The organism is Bacillus sp. EU55, from assembly GCF_038005925.1.
Classification (GTDB): Bacteria; Bacillota; Bacilli; order Bacillales; family Bacillaceae; genus Bacillus; species Bacillus velezensis.
Map to the genome: position 1 here is coordinate 129,852 of NZ_JBBOUE010000001.1, position 16,672 is coordinate 146,523.

At 43.5% G+C, this 16,672-nt stretch carries 28 protein-coding genes; all 28 read left to right on the forward strand.

Annotation, left to right across the window (positions count from 1 at the left end; all coding sequences use genetic code 11):
• Positions 1-119: 119 nt before the first annotated feature.
• The 28 genes from NYE50_RS00695 to secY all read left to right on the forward strand — a co-directional run bounded on the left by NYE50_RS00695 (position 120) and on the right by secY (position 16,630).
• Positions 120-368, forward strand: coding sequence for a 50S ribosomal protein L7ae-like protein (locus NYE50_RS00695; protein ID WP_045927004.1), 249 nt, complete (start codon positions 120-122; stop codon positions 366-368).
• Positions 369-483: 115 nt separating this feature from the next.
• Positions 484-900, forward strand: a complete 417-nt coding sequence (rpsL, locus tag NYE50_RS00700; protein WP_003156445.1) for a 30S ribosomal protein S12 — start codon at positions 484-486, stop codon at positions 898-900.
• 39 nt (positions 901-939) lie between these two features.
• Positions 940-1,410, forward strand: coding sequence for a 30S ribosomal protein S7 (gene rpsG / locus NYE50_RS00705; RefSeq protein WP_003156447.1), 471 nt, complete (start codon positions 940-942; stop codon positions 1,408-1,410).
• 52 nt (positions 1,411-1,462) lie between these two features.
• Positions 1,463-3,541: an elongation factor G gene (fusA, locus tag NYE50_RS00710; RefSeq protein WP_007410399.1), complete on the forward strand. Its 2,079-nt coding sequence runs from the start codon at positions 1,463-1,465 to the stop codon at positions 3,539-3,541.
• Between the two features lie 119 nt (positions 3,542-3,660).
• Positions 3,661-4,851 carry an elongation factor Tu gene (gene tuf / locus NYE50_RS00715; protein ID WP_003156451.1) on the forward strand — a complete coding sequence of 397 codons (1,191 nt, stop codon included), beginning with the start codon at positions 3,661-3,663 and terminating at the stop codon, positions 4,849-4,851.
• Positions 4,852-4,955: 104 nt separating this feature from the next.
• Positions 4,956-5,921, forward strand: coding sequence for an alpha/beta fold hydrolase (locus NYE50_RS00720; RefSeq protein ID WP_060963746.1), 966 nt, complete (start codon positions 4,956-4,958; stop codon positions 5,919-5,921).
• A gap of 248 nt (positions 5,922-6,169) precedes the next feature.
• Positions 6,170-6,478, forward strand: a complete 309-nt coding sequence (gene rpsJ, locus NYE50_RS00725) for a 30S ribosomal protein S10 (protein WP_003156464.1) — start codon at positions 6,170-6,172, stop codon at positions 6,476-6,478.
• Between the two features lie 39 nt (positions 6,479-6,517).
• On the forward strand, positions 6,518-7,147 hold the full coding sequence (rplC, locus tag NYE50_RS00730) for a 50S ribosomal protein L3 (protein ID WP_007410402.1): 630 nt from the start codon (positions 6,518-6,520) through the stop codon (positions 7,145-7,147).
• 27 nt (positions 7,148-7,174) lie between these two features.
• Positions 7,175-7,798 carry a 50S ribosomal protein L4 gene (rplD, locus tag NYE50_RS00735; protein ID WP_224988806.1) on the forward strand — a complete coding sequence of 208 codons (624 nt, stop codon included), beginning with the start codon at positions 7,175-7,177 and terminating at the stop codon, positions 7,796-7,798.
• Positions 7,798-8,085 carry a 50S ribosomal protein L23 gene (gene rplW, locus NYE50_RS00740; protein WP_003156467.1) on the forward strand — a complete coding sequence of 96 codons (288 nt, stop codon included), beginning with the start codon at positions 7,798-7,800 and terminating at the stop codon, positions 8,083-8,085. The genes rplD and rplW overlap by 1 nt, the downstream gene beginning before the upstream one ends.
• Positions 8,086-8,116: 31 nt before the next feature.
• Entirely contained in the window at positions 8,117-8,950 is an 834-nt protein-coding gene (gene rplB, locus NYE50_RS00745) for a 50S ribosomal protein L2 (RefSeq protein WP_003156470.1), read from the forward strand.
• 57 nt (positions 8,951-9,007) lie between these two features.
• Positions 9,008-9,286, forward strand: a complete 279-nt coding sequence (gene rpsS, locus NYE50_RS00750; protein ID WP_003156472.1) for a 30S ribosomal protein S19 — start codon at positions 9,008-9,010, stop codon at positions 9,284-9,286.
• A 16-nt stretch (positions 9,287-9,302) separates the two neighbouring features.
• Positions 9,303-9,644 carry a 50S ribosomal protein L22 gene (gene rplV / locus NYE50_RS00755; RefSeq protein ID WP_003156475.1) on the forward strand — a complete coding sequence of 114 codons (342 nt, stop codon included), beginning with the start codon at positions 9,303-9,305 and terminating at the stop codon, positions 9,642-9,644.
• A 3-nt stretch (positions 9,645-9,647) separates the two neighbouring features.
• Complete coding sequence (gene rpsC, locus NYE50_RS00760; RefSeq protein WP_003156476.1) at positions 9,648-10,304, forward strand: 30S ribosomal protein S3; 657 nt, start codon at positions 9,648-9,650, stop codon at positions 10,302-10,304.
• Position 10,305: 1 nt separating this feature from the next.
• Entirely contained in the window at positions 10,306-10,740 is a 435-nt protein-coding gene (gene rplP / locus NYE50_RS00765) for a 50S ribosomal protein L16 (RefSeq protein ID WP_003156478.1), read from the forward strand.
• Positions 10,730-10,930: a 50S ribosomal protein L29 gene (gene rpmC, locus NYE50_RS00770; RefSeq protein ID WP_003156482.1), complete on the forward strand. Its 201-nt coding sequence runs from the start codon at positions 10,730-10,732 to the stop codon at positions 10,928-10,930. Before rplP ends, rpmC begins: the two co-directional genes overlap by 11 nt.
• Before the next feature lie 22 nt (positions 10,931-10,952).
• Entirely contained in the window at positions 10,953-11,216 is a 264-nt protein-coding gene (gene rpsQ, locus NYE50_RS00775; protein ID WP_016935900.1) for a 30S ribosomal protein S17, read from the forward strand.
• A 40-nt stretch (positions 11,217-11,256) separates the two neighbouring features.
• Positions 11,257-11,625, forward strand: a complete 369-nt coding sequence (gene rplN, locus NYE50_RS00780; protein WP_007410404.1) for a 50S ribosomal protein L14 — start codon at positions 11,257-11,259, stop codon at positions 11,623-11,625.
• A gap of 36 nt (positions 11,626-11,661) precedes the next feature.
• On the forward strand, positions 11,662-11,973 hold the full coding sequence (gene rplX / locus NYE50_RS00785; protein WP_003156486.1) for a 50S ribosomal protein L24: 312 nt from the start codon (positions 11,662-11,664) through the stop codon (positions 11,971-11,973).
• Between the two features lie 26 nt (positions 11,974-11,999).
• Positions 12,000-12,539 carry a 50S ribosomal protein L5 gene (gene rplE, locus NYE50_RS00790; RefSeq protein WP_003156487.1) on the forward strand — a complete coding sequence of 180 codons (540 nt, stop codon included), beginning with the start codon at positions 12,000-12,002 and terminating at the stop codon, positions 12,537-12,539.
• A gap of 22 nt (positions 12,540-12,561) precedes the next feature.
• Entirely contained in the window at positions 12,562-12,747 is a 186-nt protein-coding gene (gene rpsN, locus NYE50_RS00795) for a 30S ribosomal protein S14 (RefSeq protein WP_003156488.1), read from the forward strand.
• A 31-nt stretch (positions 12,748-12,778) separates the two neighbouring features.
• On the forward strand, positions 12,779-13,177 hold the full coding sequence (rpsH, locus tag NYE50_RS00800) for a 30S ribosomal protein S8 (RefSeq protein WP_003156489.1): 399 nt from the start codon (positions 12,779-12,781) through the stop codon (positions 13,175-13,177).
• Between the two features lie 30 nt (positions 13,178-13,207).
• Positions 13,208-13,747 carry a 50S ribosomal protein L6 gene (gene rplF, locus NYE50_RS00805; protein WP_003156490.1) on the forward strand — a complete coding sequence of 180 codons (540 nt, stop codon included), beginning with the start codon at positions 13,208-13,210 and terminating at the stop codon, positions 13,745-13,747.
• Between the two features lie 34 nt (positions 13,748-13,781).
• Complete coding sequence (gene rplR / locus NYE50_RS00810; RefSeq protein ID WP_003156492.1) at positions 13,782-14,144, forward strand: 50S ribosomal protein L18; 363 nt, start codon at positions 13,782-13,784, stop codon at positions 14,142-14,144.
• A 24-nt stretch (positions 14,145-14,168) separates the two neighbouring features.
• Positions 14,169-14,669, forward strand: a complete 501-nt coding sequence (gene rpsE / locus NYE50_RS00815) for a 30S ribosomal protein S5 (protein WP_003156493.1) — start codon at positions 14,169-14,171, stop codon at positions 14,667-14,669.
• Positions 14,670-14,682: 13 nt separating this feature from the next.
• Positions 14,683-14,862, forward strand: a complete 180-nt coding sequence (rpmD, locus tag NYE50_RS00820; RefSeq protein ID WP_003156497.1) for a 50S ribosomal protein L30 — start codon at positions 14,683-14,685, stop codon at positions 14,860-14,862.
• 30 nt (positions 14,863-14,892) lie between these two features.
• Positions 14,893-15,333, forward strand: coding sequence for a 50S ribosomal protein L15 (rplO, locus tag NYE50_RS00825; RefSeq protein ID WP_003156499.1), 441 nt, complete (start codon positions 14,893-14,895; stop codon positions 15,331-15,333).
• A 1-nt stretch (position 15,334) separates the two neighbouring features.
• Positions 15,335-16,630 carry a preprotein translocase subunit SecY gene (secY, locus tag NYE50_RS00830; protein WP_007410406.1) on the forward strand — a complete coding sequence of 432 codons (1,296 nt, stop codon included), beginning with the start codon at positions 15,335-15,337 and terminating at the stop codon, positions 16,628-16,630.
• The last annotated feature ends 42 nt before the right edge of the window (positions 16,631-16,672 follow it).

The following is a 16,672-nucleotide window of genomic DNA, read 5'->3' on the forward strand; positions in this document are numbered from 1 at the left end:
CAATTATTCTGGCGGCAGACTGCACTAAAAAATGTCATACGATGTTGACATCCGTTCCGCAGAGTGATAATATAACCAAGGTGCTCGAAATAAAACCTGTTACTTTGGAGGATATGTTTATGTCTTATGATAAAGTATCACAGGCCAAATCAATTATTATTGGTACGAAGCAAACAGTGAAAGCTCTGAAACGAGGTTCAGTAAAGGAAGTCGTCGTGGCAAAAGACGCGGATACAGTTCTTACGGCTGGCGTTATCCAGCTTGCAAAGAACCGAGACATCGACGTCTGTATGGTAGATTCCATGAAAAAGCTCGGCAAAGCCTGCGGAATTGAAGTGGGAGCAGCAGCTGTTGCCATTATGTTATAGCGTACTTTTTGTTTTTATATAAGATTTCAATCTTGTGTAAAGACATTGTTTTTTGCCTAATGATGAACCACCTGGGTATGTGGGTTATAAAACGTAATGAAGGGAGGAACACAACATGCCTACAATTAATCAGCTAATTCGCAAGGGACGCGTGAGCAAAGTTGAAAACTCTAAGTCACCTGCACTAAACAAAGGATACAACAGCTTTAAAAAAGAGCACACTAACGTATCTTCTCCACAAAAACGCGGGGTATGTACTCGTGTGGGTACAATGACACCGAAAAAACCGAACTCAGCACTTCGTAAATATGCTCGTGTTCGTTTGACTAACGGAATCGAGGTTACTGCCTACATTCCTGGTATCGGTCACAACCTGCAAGAGCACAGCGTTGTACTGATCCGCGGCGGACGTGTAAAAGACTTACCGGGGGTACGCTACCACATCGTTCGTGGTGCGCTTGATACTGCCGGAGTTGAAAACCGTGCGCAAGGCCGTTCTAAGTACGGTACGAAACGCCCTAAAGCAAAGTAATTAAATAAATCATTAAAACTATGAAGGGAGGATATTCAGATGCCACGTAAAGGTCCTGTAGCAAAAAGAGATGTTTTACCTGATCCGCTTTACAACTCTAAGCTGGTATCCCGCCTGATCAACAAAATGATGATCGACGGTAAAAAAGGTAAATCTCAAACAATCCTATACAAGTCATTCGATATCATTAAAGAACGCACTGGCAATGATGCAATGGAGGTTTTCGAACAAGCATTGAAAAACATCATGCCTGTACTTGAAGTAAAAGCACGCCGTGTAGGTGGAGCTAACTACCAAGTGCCTGTAGAAGTTCGTCCTGAACGCCGTACAACTCTTGGTCTTCGCTGGTTGGTTAACTATGCGCGTCTTCGTGGAGAAAAAACAATGGAAGAGCGCCTAGCTAACGAAATTCTTGATGCAGCTAACAACACTGGTGCTGCCGTTAAGAAACGTGAAGACACTCACAAGATGGCAGAAGCGAACAAAGCATTTGCTCACTACCGCTGGTAGGATTCATATAATCAAAATAATAATTCCCTAATAAGGAAGGAGAAATTACCCAATGGCAAGAGAGTTCTCCTTAGAAAAAACTCGTAATATCGGGATCATGGCTCACATCGATGCCGGTAAAACGACTACTACAGAACGGATCTTGTTCTACACAGGCCGTATCCACAAAATTGGCGAAACTCACGAAGGTGCTTCGCAAATGGACTGGATGGAGCAGGAACAAGAACGCGGTATCACAATCACTTCTGCAGCAACGACTGCACAGTGGAAAGGCTACCGTGTAAACATCATCGATACACCGGGACACGTAGACTTCACAGTTGAAGTTGAACGTTCACTCCGTGTACTTGATGGTGCGGTTGCCGTACTTGATGCTCAATCAGGTGTTGAGCCTCAGACAGAAACAGTATGGCGCCAAGCAACAACTTACGGAGTACCGCGTGTTGTATTTGTCAACAAAATGGACAAAATCGGCGCAGACTTCCTTTACTCTGTAGGCACTTTAAGAGACCGTCTTCAAGCTAACGCTCACGCAATTCAATTGCCGATCGGTGCTGAAGACAACTTCGAAGGTATCATCGACTTAGTAGAAAACGTTGCGTATTTCTACGAAGATGACCTTGGAACTCGTTCAGATGCGAAAGAAATCCCTGAAGAGTACAAAGAGCAAGCTGAAGAGCTTCGCAGCAGCCTGATTGAAGCTGTAGCTGAGCTTGATGAAGAGCTTATGGAAAAGTACCTTGAAGGTGAAGAAATCACTATCCCTGAACTGAAAGCTGCTATCCGTAAAGGTACACTGAATGTTGAATTCTACCCTGTACTTGTTGGTTCTGCTTTCAAAAACAAAGGTGTTCAGCTTGTACTTGATGCTGTTCTTGACTACCTTCCTGCGCCAACTGATGTTGCTGCAATCAAAGGTGTACGTCCTGATACAGATGAAGAGATCGTTCGTCATTCTTCTGATGAAGAGCCGTTCTCTGCACTTGCATTTAAAGTTATGACTGACCCTTATGTCGGTAAGCTGACATTCTTCCGCGTATATTCCGGTACACTTGATTCCGGTTCATATGTAAAGAACTCTACAAAAGGCAAGCGTGAGCGCGTAGGACGTATCCTTCAAATGCACGCTAACAGCCGTGAAGAGATCTCTACTGTTTACGCTGGAGACATCGCAGCTGCTGTAGGTCTAAAAGATACTTCTACTGGAGATACTCTATGTGATGAGAAGGATCTTGTAATCCTTGAATCAATGGAATTCCCAGAGCCTGTTATCGACGTAGCGATTGAGCCTAAATCAAAAGCTGACCAAGATAAAATGGGTATCGCTTTAGCGAAACTTGCTGAAGAAGATCCTACATTCCGTACACAAACAAACCCTGAAACGGGTCAAACAATCATCTCTGGTATGGGTGAGCTTCACCTTGATATCATTGTTGATCGTATGAAGCGTGAGTTCAAAGTTGAAGCTAACGTTGGTGCTCCTCAAGTTGCGTACCGTGAGACATTCCGTACCGGTGCAAAAGTTGAAGGTAAATTCGTACGTCAATCAGGCGGACGCGGTCAGTTCGGTCACGTTTGGATCGAATTTGAACCGAACGAAGAAGGCGCTGGCTTTGAATTCGAAAACGCAATCGTCGGTGGTGTTGTTCCTCGTGAATACATCCCAGCCGTACAAGCAGGTCTTGAAGACTCTCTTGAAAATGGTGTCCTAGCCGGATTCCCGCTAATCGACATCAAGGCGAAACTTTTTGATGGATCTTACCATGATGTTGACTCAAATGAAATGGCGTTTAAAGTCGCTGCTTCTATGGCATTGAAAAATGCAGTCAGCAAATGTAACCCAGTTCTTCTTGAACCAATCATGAAAGTTGAAGTTGTTATTCCTGAAGAATACATGGGAGACATCATGGGTGATGTTACTTCTCGTCGCGGACGCGTAGAAGGTATGGAAGCTCGCGGTAACGCTCAAGTTGTGCGTGCGATGGTACCTCTTGCTGAAATGTTCGGTTACGCTACTGCCCTTCGTTCTAACACGCAAGGACGCGGTACGTTCACAATGTTCATGGATCACTACGAAGAAGTGCCGAAGAGCATCGCTGAAGAAATTATCAAAAAAAATAAAGGCGAATAATTGATTTTGCCACTTAACTCAAGTATAACTACTATTGTAAGATGAGGGAGTGAAAGCTTGCTTTCACTTTCTATCACTCTATACATTACTAATTAAAAGCTCTTAAGGAGGATTTTAGAATGGCTAAAGAAAAATTCGACCGTTCCAAATCACATGCCAATATCGGTACAATTGGACACGTTGACCATGGTAAAACAACATTAACTGCTGCTATCTCAACAGTACTTCATAAGAAATCTGGTAAAGGTACAGCTATGGCGTACGATCAAATTGATGGTGCTCCAGAAGAACGTGAGCGCGGTATCACAATCTCTACTGCACACGTTGAGTACGAAACTGACACTCGTCACTATGCACACGTTGACTGCCCAGGACACGCTGACTATGTTAAAAACATGATCACTGGTGCTGCGCAAATGGACGGAGCTATCCTTGTAGTATCTGCTGCTGATGGCCCAATGCCACAAACTCGTGAGCACATCCTTCTTTCTAAAAACGTTGGTGTACCATACATCGTTGTATTCCTTAACAAATGCGACATGGTAGACGACGAAGAGCTTCTTGAGCTTGTTGAAATGGAAGTTCGCGATCTTCTTAGCGAATACGACTTCCCTGGTGACGATGTACCAGTTGTTAAAGGTTCTGCTCTTAAAGCTCTTGAAGGCGACGCTGAGTACGAAGAAAAAATTCTTGAACTAATGGCTGCAGTTGACGAGTACATCCCAACTCCAGAACGCGACACTGAAAAACCATTCATGATGCCAGTTGAGGACGTATTCTCAATCACTGGTCGTGGTACAGTTGCTACTGGCCGTGTAGAACGCGGACAAGTTAAAGTCGGTGACGAAGTTGAAATCATCGGTCTTCAAGAAGAAAACAGCAAAACAACTGTTACAGGTGTTGAAATGTTCCGTAAGCTTCTTGATTACGCTGAAGCTGGAGACAACATCGGTGCACTTCTTCGCGGTGTAGCTCGTGAAGACATCCAACGTGGGCAAGTACTTGCTAAACCAGGTACAATCACTCCACACAGCAAATTCAAAGCTGAAGTTTACGTTCTTTCTAAAGAAGAGGGTGGACGTCATACTCCATTCTTCTCTAACTACCGTCCTCAGTTCTACTTCCGTACAACTGACGTAACTGGTATCATCAATCTTCCAGAAGGCGTAGAAATGGTTATGCCTGGAGATAACACTGAAATGATCGTTGAACTTATCTCTACAATCGCTATCGAAGAAGGAACTCGTTTCTCTATTCGTGAAGGCGGACGTACAGTTGGTTCAGGCGTTGTTTCTACAATCACTGAGTAATCGACTCGTTTATACATGCGGGGTCCCTTATGGGGCCTCGTTTTTTTTGTTTCCCGGCTGATTCAATGTATAATAGAGATTATACAAATTTTAGGAGCAGAGTGATGAATGATAACTTCAAGACAAACAAACGGATTTCAATGCTTCAGCAATTGCTGATTAACGACTGCGAACAGACCGTTATGATTAATGGCGACGACAGGAGTAATCCGCTGCTTCTGTTTTTGCACGGCGGCCCCGGCACCCCTCAAATCGGCTATGCGAGAAAATACCAAAAAAAGCTGGAAGAGCATTTCACTGTTGTGAACTGGGATCAGAGAGGGGCGGGACTCTCGTATTCAAAAGATATTCCAGAATCATCTATGACTTTGGATCAGCTGACGGCCGACACCATTCATTTGACCGAACGTTTATGTAAGCAATTCGGCAGGCAAAAAGTATATATCGCAGGCTATTCGTGGGGATCAGTTTTGGCGCTTCACGTTCTTCAAAAGAGATCTGATTTGTATTATGCGTATATCGGTATCAGTCAAGTGGTTAATATCCAAAAGGAGGAAGCAGAAGCTTACCGGCAGCTGACAGCATGGAGCAGGGAGCGTAAGCACCGCCTGCTGCAAAAGACGCTGGATTTTATCGGTGCACCTCCATGGGACGGACAGGTGCAGCGGTCTTTGTTTCTGCTTTGTATCGAGATGAAGGGAGGAGGCTTCACCCACAATCCGATCGGCGCTCTAAAAGCAGGCGGACGAATGCTGTTTGGGGAACCGTACGGTGTGAGAGGGAGCTTTTTGGCTGCGCGGGGACAAATGTTCAGCCTGAAACATCTGTGGGAGGATCTCATTTTCTTTGATGCCGGGAAATCAGTTTCTTCTATTGAAATACCATGCTGTTTTATGTCAGGCAAATTCGATTTGACGGTTCCGGGAACGACATCTTACGAATATTATCAGAAGGTTGAAGCGCCGTATAAAGAATGGCACTGGTTTGAAAACTCAGCCCATTCGCCTCACTTGGAGGAGCCTGACCGCTTTGCCGAAGTTGTCAGCCGATTCGCATCTTTCCATCTCTGAAAGAAAACAGGCATATCCTTGATTAATCAAGACATCACCTGTATAATAATCAAAGTGTGAAAACCACAAGGTTCTTCAAATAAACCTTGCAACATACGTCTATTTTCTGTATAATAGTGTATGTTGGTCTTTGACTGCGATGAAGTGAGAGGTTGCTGACACACCCGGCCGCTTTGCCATGGCAAGGTGATCAGGTTTTTCTCACGGAGAACTGTCTAACGTGATGTAGGCGAAAAGGAGGGAAAATAATGGCAAAACAAAAAATTCGTATTCGTTTAAAAGCATATGATCATAGAATCCTTGATCAATCTGCAGAGAAGATTGTTGAAACGGCAAAACGTTCTGGTGCCAGCGTATCTGGTCCGATTCCGTTGCCAACTGAAAAATCAGTTTACACAATCCTTCGTGCGGTGCACAAATACAAAGATTCTCGTGAGCAATTTGAAATGCGTACACATAAACGTTTAATCGACATTGTGAACCCAACACCACAAACTGTTGATGCTCTCATGCGATTAGACTTACCATCTGGTGTCGATATCGAAATCAAACTTTAATTCAAAAATATAGAATGATCTTAATAGGAGGTGTGACGAATGACCAAAGGAATCTTAGGAAGAAAAATTGGTATGACGCAAGTATTCGCAGAGAACGGTGATCTTATCCCGGTAACTGTTATTGAAGCAGCTCCAAACGTTGTTCTTCAAAAGAAAACAGCTGAAAACGATGGCTATGAAGCGATCCAGCTTGGTTTTGACGATAAGCGTGAAAAGCTTTCAAACAAACCGGAAAAAGGACACGTTGCAAAAGCGGAAACTGCTCCTAAGCGCTTCGTTAAAGAATTACGCGGCGTGGATATGGATGCGTATGAAATTGGTCAGGAAGTCAAGGTTGAAATTTTCTCTGCAGGAGAAATCGTAGATGTAACAGGAGTATCTAAAGGTAAAGGTTTCCAAGGTGCGATCAAGCGCCACGGACAATCTCGCGGACCTATGTCTCACGGTTCACGCTACCACCGTCGTCCTGGTTCAATGGGACCTGTAGATCCTAACCGTGTATTCAAAGGTAAACTATTACCTGGACGCATGGGCGGAGATCAAATCACTGTCCAAAACCTTGAAATCGTAAAAGTTGATGCTGAGCGCAATCTTCTTTTGATTAAAGGTAACGTACCTGGTGCGAGAAAAACTTTAATCACTGTAAAAAGTGCTGTTAAATCTAAATAAGTCTCTTAGGAAAGGAGGAAATTGATCATGCCAAAAGTAGCATTATACAACCAAAACGGTTCTACTGCTGGTGATATCGAATTAAACGCTTCTGTATTTGGAATTGAGCCAAATGAGAGCGTAGTATTCGACGCTATTCTTATGCAAAGAGCTTCCTTACGTCAAGGATCTCACAAAGTAAAAAATCGTTCTGAAGTACGCGGCGGAGGTCGCAAACCATGGCGTCAAAAAGGTACAGGTCGTGCCCGTCAAGGTTCAATCCGTTCACCGCAATGGCGCGGAGGTGGTGTCGTATTCGGCCCAACACCACGCAGCTATTCTTACAAATTACCTAAAAAAGTTCGCCGCTTGGCAATCAAATCAGTATTGTCTTCTAAAGTGAACGACAACAACATTATTGTTCTTGAAGATCTTACTCTTGATACGGTTAAAACAAAAGAAATGACAGCTATCCTTAAAGGATTGTCTGTTGAGAAAAAAGCTTTAATCGTAACTGCGGATGCAAACGAAGCAGTATCTCTTTCTACACGCAACATCCCTGGAGTTACAGTTGTTCAAGCTAACGGAATCAACGTGTTAGACGTTGTCAACCACGAGAAGCTTCTGATTACAAAAGCTGCGGTTGAAAAAGTAGAGGAGGTGCTTGCATAATGAAAGATCCTCGTGATGTTCTTAAGCGCCCCGTCATTACTGAACGTTCTGCTGATTTAATGACTGAAAAGAAATATACTTTTGAAGTTGATGTAAGAGCTAATAAAACAGAAGTGAAAGATGCAGTTGAAAGTATCTTTGGAGTGAAAGTTGACAAAGTCAACATCATGAACTACAAAGGGAAATCAAAACGTGTCGGCCGCTATACTGGTATGACTAGCCGTCGCAGAAAAGCGATCGTAAAACTTACTGCAGACAGCAAAGAAATCGAAATTTTTGAAGCTTAATTATCTGTAAAAAGAAGGAGGGAAATTCAAAATGGCGATTAAAAAGTATAAACCGACCTCTAACGGACGTCGTGGCATGACAACTTCAGATTTTGCTGAAATCACGACTGACCAGCCGGAAAAATCCTTGCTTGCTCCCCTTCACAAAAAAGGCGGACGTAACAACCAAGGTAAATTGACTGTACGTCACCAAGGTGGCGGACACAAACGCCAATACCGTGTTATCGACTTCAAACGCGATAAAGATGGTATACCTGGACGCGTTGCTACAGTTGAATACGATCCAAACCGTTCAGCTAACATCGCACTAATCAACTATGTAGACGGAGAAAAACGTTACATTCTTGCACCAAAAGGAATTCAAGTAGGTACTGAAATCATGTCCGGCCCTGAAGCTGACATCAAAGTAGGTAACGCACTTCCGCTTATCAACATCCCTGTTGGTACTGTTGTGCATAACATTGAATTAAAACCTGGTAAAGGCGGACAGCTTGTACGTTCAGCTGGTACATCTGCTCAGGTTCTTGGTAAAGAAGGCAAATACGTTCTTGTACGTCTTAACTCTGGTGAAGTTCGCATGATCCTTTCTGCTTGCCGCGCTTCTATCGGTCAAGTAGGTAACGAGCAGCACGAACTTATCAACGTTGGTAAAGCAGGACGCTCTCGCTGGAAAGGCATCCGCCCTACAGTCCGCGGTTCTGTAATGAACCCTAACGATCACCCGCACGGTGGTGGTGAAGGTCGCGCGCCAATCGGACGTAAATCACCAATGTCTCCTTGGGGCAAACCGACTCTTGGATTCAAGACACGTAAGAAAAAGAACAAATCTGATAAATTTATCGTACGTCGTCGTAAAAATAAATAACGGGGTTGTCTACGGTTCATTTCGGACCGTAGTGCAATCACGAAGGGAGGTTCCAAAATGGCTCGCAGCTTGAAAAAAGGACCATTTGTCGATGGACACTTGATGACAAAAATCGAGAAATTAAATGAAACGGACAAGAAACAAGTTGTAAAAACTTGGTCTCGCCGTTCAACTATTTTCCCACAATTTATCGGTCACACAATCGCAGTATATGACGGACGTAAACACGTGCCTGTATTCATTTCTGAAGACATGGTAGGCCACAAGTTGGGCGAATTCGCACCGACTCGTACTTACAAAGGCCACGCCAGTGACGATAAAAAAACAAGACGCTAAGAGAGGAGGCTTTTAAATGCAAGCTAAAGCTGTTGCAAGAACAGTCCGTATTGCTCCTCGTAAAGCACGTCTAGTAATGGACCTGATTCGAGGTAAGCAAGTAGGCGAAGCAGTATCTATCTTGAACCTAACTCCGAGAGCTGCTTCTCCAATCATCGAAAAAGTTTTAAAATCTGCTATCGCAAATGCTGAGCACAACTACGAGATGGACGCTAACAATCTGGTTATTTCTCAGGCATTTGTTGACGAAGGCCCAACGTTAAAAAGATTCCGCCCGCGTGCTATGGGACGTGCGAGCCAAATCAACAAACGTACGAGCCACATTACAATCGTTGTATCAGAAAAGAAGGAGGGATAAGTAGTGGGTCAAAAGGTAAATCCAGTCGGTCTTCGTATCGGAGTCATTCGTGATTGGGAATCTAAGTGGTACGCTGGTAAAGATTACGCTGACTTCCTGCACGAAGATTTAAAAATTCGTGAATTCATTAGCAAACGCCTTTCTGACGCTTCTGTTTCTAAAGTAGAAATCGAGCGCGCAGCAAACCGCGTTAACATTACGATCCACACTGCTAAGCCTGGTATGGTAATCGGTAAAGGCGGATCTGAAGTTGAAGCACTTCGTAAAGCCCTTAACAGCCTAACTGGCAAGCGTGTACACATTAACATTCTTGAAATCAAAAGAGCAGATCTTGATGCTCAGCTTGTAGCTGACAACATCGCTCGTCAACTAGAAAACCGTATTTCTTTCCGCCGTGCGCAGAAACAACAAATCCAACGCACTATGCGTGCTGGAGCACAAGGTGTGAAAACAATGGTTTCCGGCCGTCTTGGCGGAGCTGACATCGCTCGTTCTGAATACTACAGTGAAGGAACTGTTCCATTGCACACTTTACGTGCTGACATCGACTATGCAACATCTGAAGCTGACACAACTTACGGTAAGCTCGGTGTAAAAGTCTGGATCTATCGTGGAGAGGTTCTTCCTACTAAGAAGAAAACTGAGGAAGGAGGAAAATAATATGTTATTACCAAAACGCGTTAAATATCGCAGAGAGCATCGCGGAAAAATGCGCGGTCGCGCTAAAGGCGGTACTGAAGTACATTTTGGTGAGTACGGTATCCAGGCTCTTGAAGCTTCTTGGATCACGAACCGCCAAATCGAAGCTGCACGTATTGCGATGACTCGTTACATGAAACGTGGCGGTAAAGTTTGGATTAAAATTTTCCCTTCAAAACCTTACACTGCTAAACCGCTTGAGGTACGGATGGGTTCCGGTAAAGGGGCTCCTGAAGGCTGGGTAGCTGTTGTAAAACCGGGCAAAGTTTTATTTGAGATTTCTGGTGTGTCTGAAGAGGTAGCTCGTGAAGCGCTTCGTCTTGCATCTCACAAATTGCCAATTAAAACGAAGTTCGTAAAACGTGAAGAAATTGGTGGTGAATCAAATGAAAGCTAATGAAATTCGTGACCTTACCACTGCTGAAATTGAACAAAAAGTAAAGTCTCTTAAAGAAGAACTTTTCAATCTTCGCTTTCAATTAGCGACAGGACAACTTGAAAATACTGCTCGCATTCGTGAAGTGCGCAAAGCTATCGCGCGCATGAAAACTGTGATTCGTGAAAGAGAAATTGCTGCTAACAAATAATCACTGAGGGGAGGTCGTGAGCATGAGCGAACGTAACCAACGCAAGGTTTACCAAGGCCGTGTTGTTTCTGACAAAATGGATAAAACCATCACTGTTGTTGTTGAAACATACAAAAAGGATCCTATTTACGGTAAACGCGTAAAATACTCAAAGAAATTAAAAGCACATGATGAAAATAATCAAGCTAAAATCGGAGACATCGTGAAGATCATGGAAACTCGTCCATTATCTGCAACTAAACGTTTTCGTCTAGTAGAAGTTGTCGAAGAAGCTGTTATTATCTAATAAAGTTCGGAATTCTTTTTCCGAAGGGAGGTAACAAATAATGATTCAACAAGAGACTCGTTTAAAAGTTGCTGACAACTCCGGTGCGCGTGAGGTACTTACTATTAAAGTTCTTGGCGGTTCTGGACGTAAAACGGCTAACATTGGTGATGTAATTGTTTGCACGGTTAAACAAGCAACACCAGGAGGCGTTGTCAAAAAAGGTGAAGTCGTAAGAGCTGTTATCGTTCGCACAAAAAGCGGAGCACGCAGAACTGACGGATCATACATCAGCTTCGATGAGAATGCATGTGTTATCATCCGTGACGACAAGAGCCCGCGTGGAACTCGTATCTTCGGACCGGTTGCTCGTGAATTACGTGAAAACAACTTCATGAAAATTGTTTCTCTGGCTCCAGAAGTTATCTAATGAAATAAATGCCTTACTCAAGGAGGTGCGATCAGGATGCATGTGAAAAAAGGCGATAAAGTAATGGTTATCTCTGGTAAAGATAAAGGCAAACAAGGTACGATCCTTGCTGCTTTTCCTAAAAAGGACCGCGTTCTAGTTGAGGGCGTAAACATGGTGAAGAAGCACTCTAAACCAACTCAAGCAAACCCTCAAGGCGGTATTTCTAATCAAGAGGCGCCAATTCATGTATCAAACGTTATGCCGCTCGATCCTAAAACAGGTGAAGTGACTCGCGTAGGATACAAAGTGGAAGATGGCAAAAAAGTTCGTGTTGCAAAAAAATCTGGGCAAGTCTTAGATAAATAGTATTTAAAGGAAGGGAGGTCTATCTCATGAACCGCCTTAAAGAAAAGTACAATAAAGAAATTTCACCTGCTTTGATGACGAAGTTCAACTACGACTCTGTTATGCAGGTGCCAAAAATCGAAAAAATCGTAATCAACATGGGTGTCGGTGATGCTGTTCAAAACGCGAAAGCAATCGACAGTGCTGTTGAAGAATTAACGTTTATCGCAGGTCAAAAACCTGTCGTTACTCGTGCGAAGAAATCAATTGCTGGATTCCGTCTTCGTGAGGGAATGCCTATCGGTGCGAAAGTAACTCTTCGCGGAGAGCGCATGTATGATTTCCTTGATAAACTTATTTCTGTATCTTTACCGCGTGTACGTGACTTCCGCGGGATTTCTAAGAAATCTTTCGACGGTCGCGGAAACTACACTCTTGGTATTAAAGAACAGTTAATCTTCCCTGAAATTGACTACGATAAAGTAACAAAGGTTCGCGGAATGGACATCGTTATCGTAACGACTGCTAACTCTGACGAAGAGGCTCGTGAGCTATTAACTCAAGTAGGTATGCCGTTCCAGAAATAATCAATGAAAGGGAGGCGAAATCGTGGCTAAAAAGTCAATGATTGCGAAACAACAACGTACACCAAAGTTTAAAGTGCAAGAGTACACTCGCTGTGAACGCTGCGGACGTCCGCACTCAGTCATTCGTAAATTTAAACTTTGCCGTATTTGTTTCCGTGAGCTTGCATATAAAGGACAAATTCCTGGCGTGAAAAAAGCCAGCTGGTAATCCCCAAGAATGGGAAGGAGGTAATTATATAATGGTTATGACAGATCCAATTGCAGATATGCTGACTCGTATTCGCAATGCAAACATGGTACGTCATGAGAAGCTTGAAATTCCTGCTTCTAAATTGAAAAGAGAAATTGCTGACATTTTAAAGCGTGAAGGTTTCATTCGTGACGTTGAGTTCGTAGAAGACAGCAAACAAGGTATCATCCGCGTTTTCTTGAAATACGGACAAAACAACGAGCGCGTTATCACTGGTCTTAAAAGAATCAGCAAACCAGGTTTGCGTGTATACGCTAAATCAAATGAAGTACCTCGCGTACTTAACGGTCTTGGAATCGCGATTATTTCTACATCACAAGGTGTTTTAACGGACAAAGAAGCCCGTGCAAAACAAGCTGGTGGAGAAGTACTAGCATACGTTTGGTAAGAAGTTTAACAAGAATGGAGGTGTTTTAGTATGTCTCGTGTAGGTAAAAAACTGCTTGAGATCCCTTCTGGAGTTACAGTAACGCTGAACGAAGGCAACACTGTAGCTGTAAAAGGACCAAAAGGAGAATTAACTCGTACTTTCCATCCTGATATGGAAATCAAAATTGAGGACAACGTGCTTACAGTTACTCGTCCTTCTGATCACAAAGAGCACCGTGCGCTGCATGGTACGACTCGCAGTCTGCTTGGAAACATGGTTGAAGGCGTATCTAAAGGATTTGAAAGAGGTTTGGAATTAGTCGGTGTCGGTTATCGTGCGGCTAAATCCGGAAACAAACTTGTTTTAAACGTTGGATACTCTCACCCTGTTGAGATCGTTCCTGAAGAGGGCATCGAAATCGAAGTTCCTTCTCAAACTAAAGTAGTTGTAAAAGGTACAGACAAAGAGCGTGTAGGAGCTATCGCTGCTAACATCCGCGCTGTACGTTCTCCAGAGCCTTACAAAGGTAAAGGAATCCGCTACGAAGGTGAAGTTGTTCGCCGTAAAGAAGGTAAATCTGCTAAGTAAGACCGCTTAAAGTGAAGAAAGGAGTGACCTAAGGATGATTACGAAAACTAGCAAAAATGCTGCTCGTCAAAAAAGACATGCCCGTGTTCGTGCTAAACTTTCAGGCACAGCTGAAAGACCTCGTCTGAATGTGTTCCGTTCAAACAAACACATTTATGCTCAAATCATCGATGATGTAAATGGCGTTACACTTGCTAGTGCCTCTACTCTCGATAAAGATTTGAACGTGGAAAGCACTGGTGACAGCGCTGCTGCTGCTAAAGTCGGTGAACTCGTTGCGAAACGCGCTTCTGAGAAAGGTGTTTCTGACGTAGTATTTGACCGCGGCGGATACTTATACCATGGACGTGTAAAAGCTCTGGCCGATGCAGCTCGTGAAGCCGGACTGAAATTTTAATAAAAAAAGGAGGGACACATGATTATGCGTCGTATTGACCCAAGCAAATTAGAGTTAGAAGAACGCTTAGTTACGGTTAACCGCGTAGCGAAAGTTGTTAAAGGTGGTCGTCGTTTCCGTTTCGCAGCTCTAGTCGTTGTCGGTGACAAAAACGGTCACGTAGGTTTCGGTACTGGTAAAGCACAAGAAGTACCTGAAGCCATCCGCAAAGCTGTTGAAGATGCGAAAAAGAATTTGATTGAAGTACCAATGGTTGGAACTACGATTCCACACGAAATCATCGGACGTTTCGGTGCAGGCAATATCTTGTTGAAACCTGCTTCTGAAGGTACTGGAGTTATCGCTGGAGGCCCTGTACGTGCGGTACTTGAGCTTGCTGGCGTTGCTGATATCCTTTCTAAGTCTTTAGGTTCTAACACACCGATCAACATGATCCGTGCAACACTTCAAGGTTTAAGTGAGCTTAAACGTGCCGAAGAGGTTGCGAAGCTTCGTGGAAAATCTGTAGAAGAACTGTTAGGATAAGGAGGGAACATTAATGGCTAAATTAGAAATTACCCTCAAACGCAGTGTAATCGGTCGCCCGGAAGATCAGCGCGTTACTGTAAGAACACTTGGTTTAAAGAAAACAAACCAAACTGTCGTTCATGAAGATAACGCTGCGATCCGCGGTATGATTAATAAAGTATCTCATCTAGTTTCTGTTAAAGAACAATAAAAATAAATTATAGGCTAAGGAGGTGTCCTAATGAAACTTCATGAATTAAAGCCTTCAGAAGGTTCACGTAAAGTACGCAATCGCGTAGGTCGTGGTATTGGTTCTGGTAACGGTAAAACAGCTGGTAAAGGTCACAAAGGTCAAAACGCTCGTTCTGGCGGCGGTGTACGCCCTGGATTCGAGGGGGGACAAATGCCTTTATTCCAACGTCTTCCTAAACGCGGTTTTACAAACATCAACCGTAAGGAATACGCTATTGTGAACGTAGACAAATTGAACGGTTTTGCGGAAGGAACGGAAGTCACTCCTGAACTTCTTCTTGAGACTGGTGTTATTAGCAAACTTAATGCAGGAGTAAAGATTCTTGGCAACGGTAAATTAGAGAAAAAATTAACTGTAAAAGCCAATAAATTCTCTGCTTCTGCGAAAGAAGCTGTTGAAGCTGCTGGCGGTACAGCTGAGGTGATCTAACTTGTTTAAGACAATCTCCAACTTTATGCGTGTGAGTGATATTCGGAATAAAATCATTTTTACATTACTCATGCTAATCGTCTTTCGCATAGGTGCGTTTATCCCTGTGCCATATGTAAATGCTCAGGCGTTGCAGACACAAAGTTCGATGGGGGTTTTTGATCTCCTTAATACATTTGGCGGCGGTGCGCTTTATCAGTTCTCCATTTTTGCGATGGGAATTACGCCTTACATCACTGCTTCAATCATCATTCAGCTGCTTCAGATGGATGTTGTGCCGAAGTTTACCGAGTGGTCTAAGCAAGGTGAAGTCGGCCGCCGTAAATTAGCTCAGTTCACGAGATATTTTACGATTGTGCTTGGTTTTATCCAGGCATTAGGTATGTCTTACGGGTTTAACAACCTGGCAAACGGTATGCTGATTGAAAAATCCGGCATATCGACATATCTGATTATTGCTTTAGTACTCACTGGAGGAACTGCTTTTTTAATGTGGCTGGGAGAACAAATTACTTCCAATGGAGTAGGTAACGGAATTTCGATCATCATCTTCGCGGGGATTGTGGCTAGTATTCCGAAAACTGTTGGGCAGATTTATGAGACTCAATTTGTCGGCAGCAGCGATCAGCTGTTTATTCATATTGTAAAAATCGCTTTACTGGTGATTGCGATTTTGGCCGTTATTGTTGGTGTTATATTCATTCAGCAGGCCGTACGCAAAATCGCGATTCAATATGCAAAAGGGCAAGGTCGTTCACCTGTTGGCGGAGGCCAGTCAACTCACCTTCCGCTTAAAGTGAATCCGGCAGGGGTTATTCCGGTAATCTTTGCGGTTGCGTTTCTTATTACGCCGCGTACTATCGCGTCATTTTTCGGAGAAAACGATGTGACAAAGTGGATTCAAGCCAACTTTGACAATACACATCCGGTGGGCATGGCGGTTTATGTCGCATTAATTATCGCCTTTACGTACTTCTATGCTTTTGTGCAGGTAAACCCTGAACAAATGGCTGATAACCTTAAAAAACAGGGTGGCTATATCCCGGGGGTTCGTCCAGGGAAAATGACTCAAGATAGAATTACGAGCATTTTGTATCGACTTACGTTTGTGGGTTCTATATTCTTAGCCGTGATTTCCATTCTTCCTATCTTTTTCATTCAATTCGCTGGATTGCCTCAAAGTGCACAGATTGGCGGAACATCATTGTTAATTGTCGTCGGGGTAGCCTTGGAGACAATGAAGCAGCTGGAGAGCCAGTTAGTGAAACGTAATTACCGAGGATTTATGAAAAATTAGAGGACTGGTTTTAACCATTCCTCTAAATAAGAGAGGACGGGG

Excerpts from the sequence above, each read along its gene's own strand:
- NYE50_RS00695 (WP_045927004.1), top strand. The coding sequence starts at position 120 with ATGTCTTATGATAAAGTATCACAGGCCAAATCAATTATTATTGGTACG.
- rpsL (WP_003156445.1), top strand. The coding sequence starts at position 484 with ATGCCTACAATTAATCAGCTAATTCGCAAGGGACGCGTGAGCAAAGTT.
- rpsG (WP_003156447.1), top strand. The coding sequence starts at position 940 with ATGCCACGTAAAGGTCCTGTAGCAAAAAGAGATGTTTTACCTGATCCG.
- fusA (WP_007410399.1), top strand. The coding sequence starts at position 1,463 with ATGGCAAGAGAGTTCTCCTTAGAAAAAACTCGTAATATCGGGATCATG.
- tuf (WP_003156451.1), top strand. The coding sequence starts at position 3,661 with ATGGCTAAAGAAAAATTCGACCGTTCCAAATCACATGCCAATATCGGT.
- NYE50_RS00720 (WP_060963746.1), top strand. The coding sequence starts at position 4,956 with ATGAATGATAACTTCAAGACAAACAAACGGATTTCAATGCTTCAGCAA.
- rpsJ (WP_003156464.1), top strand. The coding sequence starts at position 6,170 with ATGGCAAAACAAAAAATTCGTATTCGTTTAAAAGCATATGATCATAGA.
- rplC (WP_007410402.1), top strand. The coding sequence starts at position 6,518 with ATGACCAAAGGAATCTTAGGAAGAAAAATTGGTATGACGCAAGTATTC.
- rplD (WP_224988806.1), top strand. The coding sequence starts at position 7,175 with ATGCCAAAAGTAGCATTATACAACCAAAACGGTTCTACTGCTGGTGAT.
- rplW (WP_003156467.1), top strand. The coding sequence starts at position 7,798 with ATGAAAGATCCTCGTGATGTTCTTAAGCGCCCCGTCATTACTGAACGT.
- rplB (WP_003156470.1), top strand. The coding sequence starts at position 8,117 with ATGGCGATTAAAAAGTATAAACCGACCTCTAACGGACGTCGTGGCATG.
- rpsS (WP_003156472.1), top strand. The coding sequence starts at position 9,008 with ATGGCTCGCAGCTTGAAAAAAGGACCATTTGTCGATGGACACTTGATG.
- rplV (WP_003156475.1), top strand. The coding sequence starts at position 9,303 with ATGCAAGCTAAAGCTGTTGCAAGAACAGTCCGTATTGCTCCTCGTAAA.
- rplP (WP_003156478.1), top strand. The coding sequence starts at position 10,306 with ATGTTATTACCAAAACGCGTTAAATATCGCAGAGAGCATCGCGGAAAA.
- rpmC (WP_003156482.1), top strand. The coding sequence starts at position 10,730 with ATGAAAGCTAATGAAATTCGTGACCTTACCACTGCTGAAATTGAACAA.
- rpsQ (WP_016935900.1), top strand. The coding sequence starts at position 10,953 with ATGAGCGAACGTAACCAACGCAAGGTTTACCAAGGCCGTGTTGTTTCT.
- rplN (WP_007410404.1), top strand. The coding sequence starts at position 11,257 with ATGATTCAACAAGAGACTCGTTTAAAAGTTGCTGACAACTCCGGTGCG.
- rplX (WP_003156486.1), top strand. The coding sequence starts at position 11,662 with ATGCATGTGAAAAAAGGCGATAAAGTAATGGTTATCTCTGGTAAAGAT.
- rplE (WP_003156487.1), top strand. The coding sequence starts at position 12,000 with ATGAACCGCCTTAAAGAAAAGTACAATAAAGAAATTTCACCTGCTTTG.
- rpsH (WP_003156489.1), top strand. The coding sequence starts at position 12,779 with ATGGTTATGACAGATCCAATTGCAGATATGCTGACTCGTATTCGCAAT.
- rplF (WP_003156490.1), top strand. The coding sequence starts at position 13,208 with ATGTCTCGTGTAGGTAAAAAACTGCTTGAGATCCCTTCTGGAGTTACA.
- rplR (WP_003156492.1), top strand. The coding sequence starts at position 13,782 with ATGATTACGAAAACTAGCAAAAATGCTGCTCGTCAAAAAAGACATGCC.
- rpsE (WP_003156493.1), top strand. The coding sequence starts at position 14,169 with ATGCGTCGTATTGACCCAAGCAAATTAGAGTTAGAAGAACGCTTAGTT.
- rpmD (WP_003156497.1), top strand. The coding sequence starts at position 14,683 with ATGGCTAAATTAGAAATTACCCTCAAACGCAGTGTAATCGGTCGCCCG.
- rplO (WP_003156499.1), top strand. The coding sequence starts at position 14,893 with ATGAAACTTCATGAATTAAAGCCTTCAGAAGGTTCACGTAAAGTACGC.